Raw genomic sequence first — 6724 nt, forward strand, 5'->3', positions numbered from 1 at the left:
TGAAACCAAGGTATATTTTGCTCATCCATACTCATCATGGGAAAGAGGCAGCAACGAGAGAGCTAACGGTTTGTTGCGTCGATTAATTTCCAAGGGAAAACGCATTGATGGGTACCAAGAAGACGATATCTTCTTTGCTACGGAGTGGGCAAACAACCTACCTAGGAAGTGCTTGGGGTACAAGTCCCCCAATGAGTATTTTGATGAATATCTAGACCGCATATATGCAGCCTAGAGGATTGAAAAAAGTGTGCAACTTGCTATTGCAATTTAGATTTCTTAGAAAACATTCCTATAAAAAGGAATACCGTCCCTACACATTGGCCAGTGGATAGGGACGGCGTTCTCAATACACTTTAGGTCAACCCACCTTGTGGGCGGTTGTCCTTCTACTTTTATTATATCATTTTTATACGAATATGCAACAAAAAAACACCGCAACTTTCGTTGCGGTGCAAGTTTCAAAATGGTGACCTCGGCAGGACTCGAACCTGCGACCTTTTGATTCGTAGTCAAACGCTCTATCCAGCTGAGCTACGAGGCCAACAACATGTATTATTATAACCAGTACGTAGTGATTTGTCAACACTTTTTGTGAAAAAAGATTGACGAATTTTTGACGGAGGTCTATAATTTAACCATGACTTTTTTCGTACATGGCTACAGCACGCACGATTAGGCTGCCATGAGGCTGCATTTGGGATGACGGCTAGTGGGGCGTTGCGTTGCAGCAGCACTTGTACAGGGCCTGCGGGCCTAATTTGTTTTATATGTATATTGTTGAGGTGTGCACGGTTAGGCGCGTGGAGGTCGTCATAGGGATGGCGGCTGGCTGCGGGCGTTGTATTTCTTTAACAGGTACGTATGCAATTAAAGGAGGATTTTTTGTGCCTGTTTCTTTGGTCATTCTTGTTTTGTACATTGTCGCTTTGTTCGGTATCTCTTGGTATGCTAAAAAGCGCAGCGAGGGCAACAACGAAAACTATGCTCTTGCAGGTCGTAAGCTTTCTGCACCCTTGATTTGCGTAACCATCATTGGCTTGGCCGTTGGCGGTGCTTCTACTATCGGCGTTTCCGAGCACGCTTTCCGCGTAGGCTTGAGTGCCGGTTGGTATACTATCGCTTGGGCTTTGGGCGCAATTGTGATGGGTCTCTTTATGGCGAAAAAATATCGTGAGCAAAATATTACTACCATCACTGAGCTGATTGAACGCCACCATGATACTAAAGCTGTAATTTTGGGCGTATTCTGCCAAATCGTTATTCAATTGGTAATTATTTCTTTGCAATACATTGCCGGTGGCAGTATCCTGCACGCTATCCTGCCCGATATTTTCGACTTTAAGACCGGTATGGTTGTCAGCGCTATTACTTTTATTGGTATTACCTTTATTGGTGGTATGTGGTCTGCATCTTTGTCCAATGTATTGAACATCGTGCTTATTTATGTAGGTATTTTGGTTGCTACCGTAATCCAATTCAACAAAATCGGCAGCATGGAAAACTTGGCTGCAGCACTGCCTGCAAATGTACCTTGGTTTAGCTTCATTGATGGCGTAGGTCCTGTGACCATTGCTAGCTGGTGCCTGACCTTGATCACTGTTAACCTGTCTCTGCAAAGTATCCTGCAAATCTCCTTGGGTGCTAAGGATGCAGCAACTGCTAAAAGCGGTTTCGTTTGGGGCGGTATCTTGATGCTTCCCGTTGGCGTACTGGCTGCGTTCTTAGGCATTGTAGCAAAAGCTATGTATCCTGATGCTCAGGCAGCATTGGCATTGCCCCAGGTAATTGTCGGCCTGCAGCCTTTGCTGGCAGGTATTACTTTGGCTGCATTGTGGGCTGCTGACGTATCCACTGCCTGCAATCTGCTTTTGAGCGCAGGTACTTTGTTCTCCAGCGATATTTACAAGCGTTTTATCAATCCTAACTGCAGTGAAGCAAAACAATTGCTGATGACCCGTCTGTGTGTAATGATCAGCGGTATCCTCACCTTGGGACTTGCCATGACTGTTTCTAGCATCTTAGGTACCATTATGATTGGTTTGGCACTGACTGCTGCTTTCTCTATGATTGTTATTGTAGCGCTGTTCTTCCCCAAATACACTTCCAAGGCTGCAGGATTCTGGACTTTGCTGGCAGGCTTGCTGTTGATTGTGCTGTGGAAGGTGTGCCCTGCAGTACGTATTTTTCCCAACGTTATCTATATGGAATGGTTGGTCTGCATTGTAACTTATTTTGTGGTTGCTATGATCAGTCCTGCTAAAAAAGAAATATCTAGATAATTTTGTATAAAATTGTATAAGATAAGCCGTTATGTTGCAAAAATATTGTATACATAACGGCTTTTTGTTATCTTTATGTAAAAATTGCTTGAGTTTTAGCATTCTTCGATGGATGAAGGTAGTGTACTTGTCCTGTAAATGAGAACAAAAATGTCCTGTAAAAGCAGTATGAAACACTTGGCAACGTGGAAAGAAAGATACGCATTATTAGGCCGTTAGACACGCATAAATTTTTTAAAAAAGTTGCTAAAAAGTGTTGACATGCTTTGTATAAGATGTTACAATATACCAGTATCGCGGGTGAGGTATGCACTCGATGAAGGAGGTAACGCAATGGCGCTTGAAGCTTTGAAACAGGCTGAACAGCGGACTGTCGGCGTAAAGCAGACGGAAAAAGCTGTCGTAAGACAAGCGGCGCAAACGGTCTACATCGCAACTGATGCGGATGAGAGAGTTACCGGAAAGCTTCTCGCGCTGTGCCAAGAACACAGTGTTCCTACAGTAACAACTGAGAACATGTTGGAAATAGGCAGAACTTGCGGGATTAGCGTAAAGGCTGCAGCCGCAGCGATACTTAAAGTTTGATAAGGGCTTAGCAAAAGCTGAGTTTTTATAATCATTAAAATCTAATTGTTTGGAAAGGAGGTGCCGATATGCCTACAATTAACCAATTGGTTCGCAAAGGTAGAGAGGTTCTGAAGAGCAAATCTACTGCGCCGGCTTTGAAAGAATGCCCGCAAAAACGTGGCGTGTGCACCCGTGTTTACACCACTACCCCGAAGAAACCTAACTCTGCTCTGCGTAAAGTAGCTCGTGTACGTTTGACCAACGGCATCGAAGTTACTGCTTACATCCCGGGTATCGGCCACAATCTTCAGGAACATAGCGTTGTCCTGATTAGAGGCGGAAGGGTTAAAGACCTTCCTGGCGTGCGTTACCATATCATTCGTGGTGCTCTTGATACTGCAGGCGTTGCTAACCGCAACCAATCTCGCTCCAAGTACGGTGCAAAACGTGCTAAAGCAAAGAAATAATTTCAAGAAAACTTTAAGAATGATTTAATCCTAAGGAGGGAAACACATGCCGAGAAAAGGCCCTGTAACTAAAAGAGACGTACTGCCGGATCCGGTGTACGGTTCTAAACTTTTAACTAGATTTATCAATAAGATTATGCTCGACGGCAAAAAAGGCGTTGCAGAACGTATTGTATACGATGCATTCGACCTGGTTCGTGCAAAAACCGGCAAAGATCCTTTGGAAGTGTTCGATGCTGCTATGCAGAACGTAATGCCGCTGCTGGAAGTACGTGCCCGCCGTGTTGGTGGTGCTAACTATCAAGTTCCGGTAGAAGTACGCGCTGACCGTAAAACCACCCTGGGTATTCGTTGGCTGGTAAACTACTCTCGCCTGCGTGGTGAAAGAACCATGTACGAGCGTGTAGCTGGTGAAATCATGGATGCTTCCAATGGCACTGGCGCAGCTGTTAAGAAACGCGAAGATACCCACAAGATGGCAGAAGCAAACAAAGCATTTGCTCATTACCGTTGGTAATGGCCTGACTCAGTTATTTTGAGGAGGATTAAGAAGTGGGCAGATTAATTCCGCTTGAGAGAACCAGAAACATCGGCATCATGGCTCACATCGATGCCGGCAAGACCACCACTACCGAACGTATTCTGTTCTATACCGGCAGAGTACATAAAATCGGCGAAACCCATGAAGGTGCTGCTACCATGGACTGGATGGTTCAAGAGCAAGAACGTGGTATTACCATCACCTCTGCTGCAACCACCTGCTACTGGGAAGGTTCTGAGCACCAATTCGATAAACATCGTATCAACATCATCGACACCCCGGGCCACGTTGACTTCACTGTAGAAGTAGAACGTTCCCTGCGCGTATTGGATGGTTCCGTTGCAGTTTTCTGCGCTAAGGGCGGCGTTGAGCCCCAGTCCGAAACTGTATGGCGTCAGGCTGACAAATACAACGTACCCCGTATGGCGTATGTAAACAAGATGGATATCACCGGTGCTGATTTCTATCGCGTAGTTGACATGATGAAAACCCGTCTGAATGCAAACGCTGTACCTATCCAACTGCCTATCGGCTTCGAAGATACCTTCGAAGGTATGGTTGACCTCATTAAAATGAGAGCAATCAAATACGATGACAAACTGGGTAAAGAAGAAGAGTTTGTAGAAATTCCTGCAGATATGATGGAAAAAGCTCAAGAATATCGCGCAGCTCTGCTGGAAGCAGTTGCTGAAAGCGACGACGAGCTGATGATGAAATATTTGGACGGCGAAGAGCTGACCGAAGAAGAAATCATCGCCGGCATCCGTAAGCAAACCATCGCTTGCAAGATGACCCCCGTATGCTGCGGTTCTTCCTATAAGAACAAAGGCGTTCAACCTATGCTGGACGCTGTAATCCAATTCATGCCTGCTCCTACTGATATTCCTAATATCAAAGGCGTAAATCCTGAAACCGGTGAAGAAGACGAGCGTCCGTCTAGCGATGATGCTCCGTTTGCAGCTCTGGCATTCAAGATTGCTACCGACCCCTTCGTTGGTAAGCTGGCATTCTTCCGTGTATACTCCGGTACCCTGACCGCTGGTTCTTATGTATATAACTCCAGCAAGGGCAAACGCGAGCGTATCGGTCGTATCCTGCAAATGCATGCTAACCACCGTGAAGAAATCGAACAAGTTTACTCCGGTGATATCGCTGCTGCTGTAGGTCTGAAAGACACCACTACCGGTGATACCCTCTGCGATGAGAAAAACGAAATTATTCTGGAATCCATGGTATTCCCTGAACCCGTTATCTCCGTTGCAGTTGAACCTAAAACTAAAGCAGACCAAGAAAAAATGGGTATTGCTTTGCAAAAACTGGCTGAAGAAGATCCTACCTTCCGCGTTCACACTGATCCCGAAACTTCCCAAACCATTATTTCCGGTATGGGTGAGTTGCACTTGGACATCATTGTTGACCGTCTGCTGCGCGAATTCAAAGTAGGTTGCACTGTTGGTAACCCGCAAGTTGCTTACCGCGAAACCATCCGCAAAGCTGTTAAATCCGAAGGTAAATTCGTTCGTCAGTCCGGTGGTAAAGGCCAATATGGTCATTGCTGGCTGGAAATCACCCCGCGTGAGCCGGGCGAAGGCTTCCTGTTCGAGAACAAAGTTGTTGGCGGCGCTATTCCTAAAGAATACATCGCTCCTATCGAAGCAGGCGTTAAAGAAGCTATGGAAAACGGCGTAGTTGCCGGCTACCCCATGGTTGATATCGCTGTTACCGTATACGACGGTTCTTACCATGAAGTCGACTCTTCTGAAATGGCATTTAAGATTGCTGGTTCCATGGGCTTCAAGTCCGGTGCTGAAAAAGCTAACCCGGTTATCCTGGAACCCTACATGAAAGTTGAAGTTACTGTTCCTGAAGAATACATGGGCGACGTAATCGGGGACATCAACTCCCGCCGTGGTCGTATCGAAGGTATGGAAGCTCGTAACGGTGCCCAAGTCATCAGCGCTTATGTTCCGCTGGCTGAAATGTTCGGTTATGCAACCGACCTGCGCAGCAAGACCCAAGGCCGTGGCAACTACTCTATGGAAGTTGACCATTACGAAGACGTTCCCAGAAACATTGCTGAAGCAATCGTTGCTAAAAACAAAGGCACTAACTAAGCCTAGTTTTAACAAACAACATCAAGGAGGAAATTCACAATGGCAAAAGCTAAATATGAAAGAACTAAACCCCATCTGAATATCGGCACCATCGGTCACGTTGACCATGGCAAGACCACTCTGACCGCTGCTATCACCAAAGTATTGGCTGAAAAAGGTGGCGCAGAATTCATGGACTACTCCATGATCGATAAAGCTCCGGAAGAACGCGAACGCGGCATCACCATCAACACCGCTCACGTTGAATACGAAACCGAAACCCGTCACTATGCACACGTTGACTGCCCGGGCCATGCTGACTATGTAAAGAACATGATCACCGGCGCTGCTCAAATGGACGGCGCAATCCTGGTAGTATCCGCTGCTGACGGCCCGATGCCCCAAACTCGTGAACACATCCTGCTGGCTCGCCAAGTAGGCGTTCCCGCTATGGTTGTATTCCTGAACAAAGTTGACATGGTTGACGACGAAGAACTGTTGGAATTGGTAGAAATGGAAGTTCGCGAACTGCTGAGCTCCTATGACTTCCCTGGCGACGACATCCCCGTTATCGCAGGTTCCGCACTGAAAGCTCTGGAAGGCGACCCCGCATACGAAGCAAAAATCATGGAACTGATGGACGCAGTTGACAGCTACATTCCCCTGCCGGAACGTGCTACCGACAAACCGTTCCTGATGCCTGTCGAAGACGTATTCACCATCACCGGTCGTGGCACCGTAGCAACCGGCCGTGTTGAACGTGGTACCGTAAAA

The 6724-nt window shown here is 46.5% G+C and carries 7 protein-coding genes and 1 tRNA gene; 7 read left to right on the forward strand and 1 reads right to left on the reverse strand.

Annotation, left to right across the window (positions count from 1 at the left end):
- Positions 1–235 (forward strand): transposase (locus tag ACJMM4_RS08720; RefSeq protein ID WP_405384083.1); only part of this gene is annotated, 235 nt, incomplete at its 5' end.
- Positions 236–467: 232 nt separating this feature from the next.
- Here ACJMM4_RS08720 and ACJMM4_RS08725 read toward each other — a convergent pair.
- Positions 468–544 (reverse strand) — tRNA-Arg (locus ACJMM4_RS08725).
- A gap of 343 nt (positions 545–887) precedes the next feature.
- On the opposite strand from ACJMM4_RS08725, the gene ACJMM4_RS08730 reads away from it, so the two are divergent.
- The 6 genes from ACJMM4_RS08730 to ACJMM4_RS08755 all read left to right on the forward strand — a co-directional run.
- On the forward strand, positions 888–2282 hold the full coding sequence (locus ACJMM4_RS08730) for a sodium:solute symporter family protein (protein WP_405379944.1): 1395 nt from the start codon (positions 888–890) through the stop codon (positions 2280–2282).
- A 333-nt stretch (positions 2283–2615) separates the two neighbouring features.
- Entirely contained in the window at positions 2616–2867 is a 252-nt protein-coding gene (locus ACJMM4_RS08735) for a L7Ae/L30e/S12e/Gadd45 family ribosomal protein (protein ID WP_405379946.1), read from the forward strand.
- Positions 2868–2935: 68 nt separating this feature from the next.
- The gene (gene rpsL, locus ACJMM4_RS08740; protein ID WP_009144758.1) at positions 2936–3316 is read left to right on the forward strand and encodes a 30S ribosomal protein S12; all 381 of its coding nucleotides are present in this window, start codon (positions 2936–2938) and stop codon (positions 3314–3316) included.
- Positions 3317–3362: 46 nt separating this feature from the next.
- Positions 3363–3833 (forward strand): 30S ribosomal protein S7, encoded by a 471-nt coding sequence (gene rpsG, locus ACJMM4_RS08745; RefSeq protein ID WP_009144757.1) that lies wholly within the window; start codon positions 3363–3365, stop codon positions 3831–3833.
- 35 nt (positions 3834–3868) lie between these two features.
- A complete protein-coding gene (fusA, locus tag ACJMM4_RS08750) occupies positions 3869–5971 on the forward strand; it encodes an elongation factor G (protein ID WP_405379949.1) in 2103 nt (700 codons plus the stop codon).
- 39 nt (positions 5972–6010) lie between these two features.
- Positions 6011–6724 (forward strand): elongation factor Tu (locus ACJMM4_RS08755; protein ID WP_405384081.1); only part of this gene is annotated, 714 nt, incomplete at its 3' end.

The organism is Phascolarctobacterium sp., assembly GCF_045124115.1.
In the GTDB taxonomy this organism is placed as follows: Bacteria; Bacillota; Negativicutes; order Acidaminococcales; family Acidaminococcaceae; genus Phascolarctobacterium_A.

Coding starts and splice junctions, on each gene's coding strand:
- rpsG (WP_009144757.1), top strand. CDS start 3,363: ATGCCGAGAAAAGGCCCTGTAACTAAAAGAGACGTACTGCCGGATCCG.
- rpsL (WP_009144758.1), top strand. CDS start 2,936: ATGCCTACAATTAACCAATTGGTTCGCAAAGGTAGAGAGGTTCTGAAG.
- ACJMM4_RS08735 (WP_405379946.1), top strand. CDS start 2,616: ATGGCGCTTGAAGCTTTGAAACAGGCTGAACAGCGGACTGTCGGCGTA.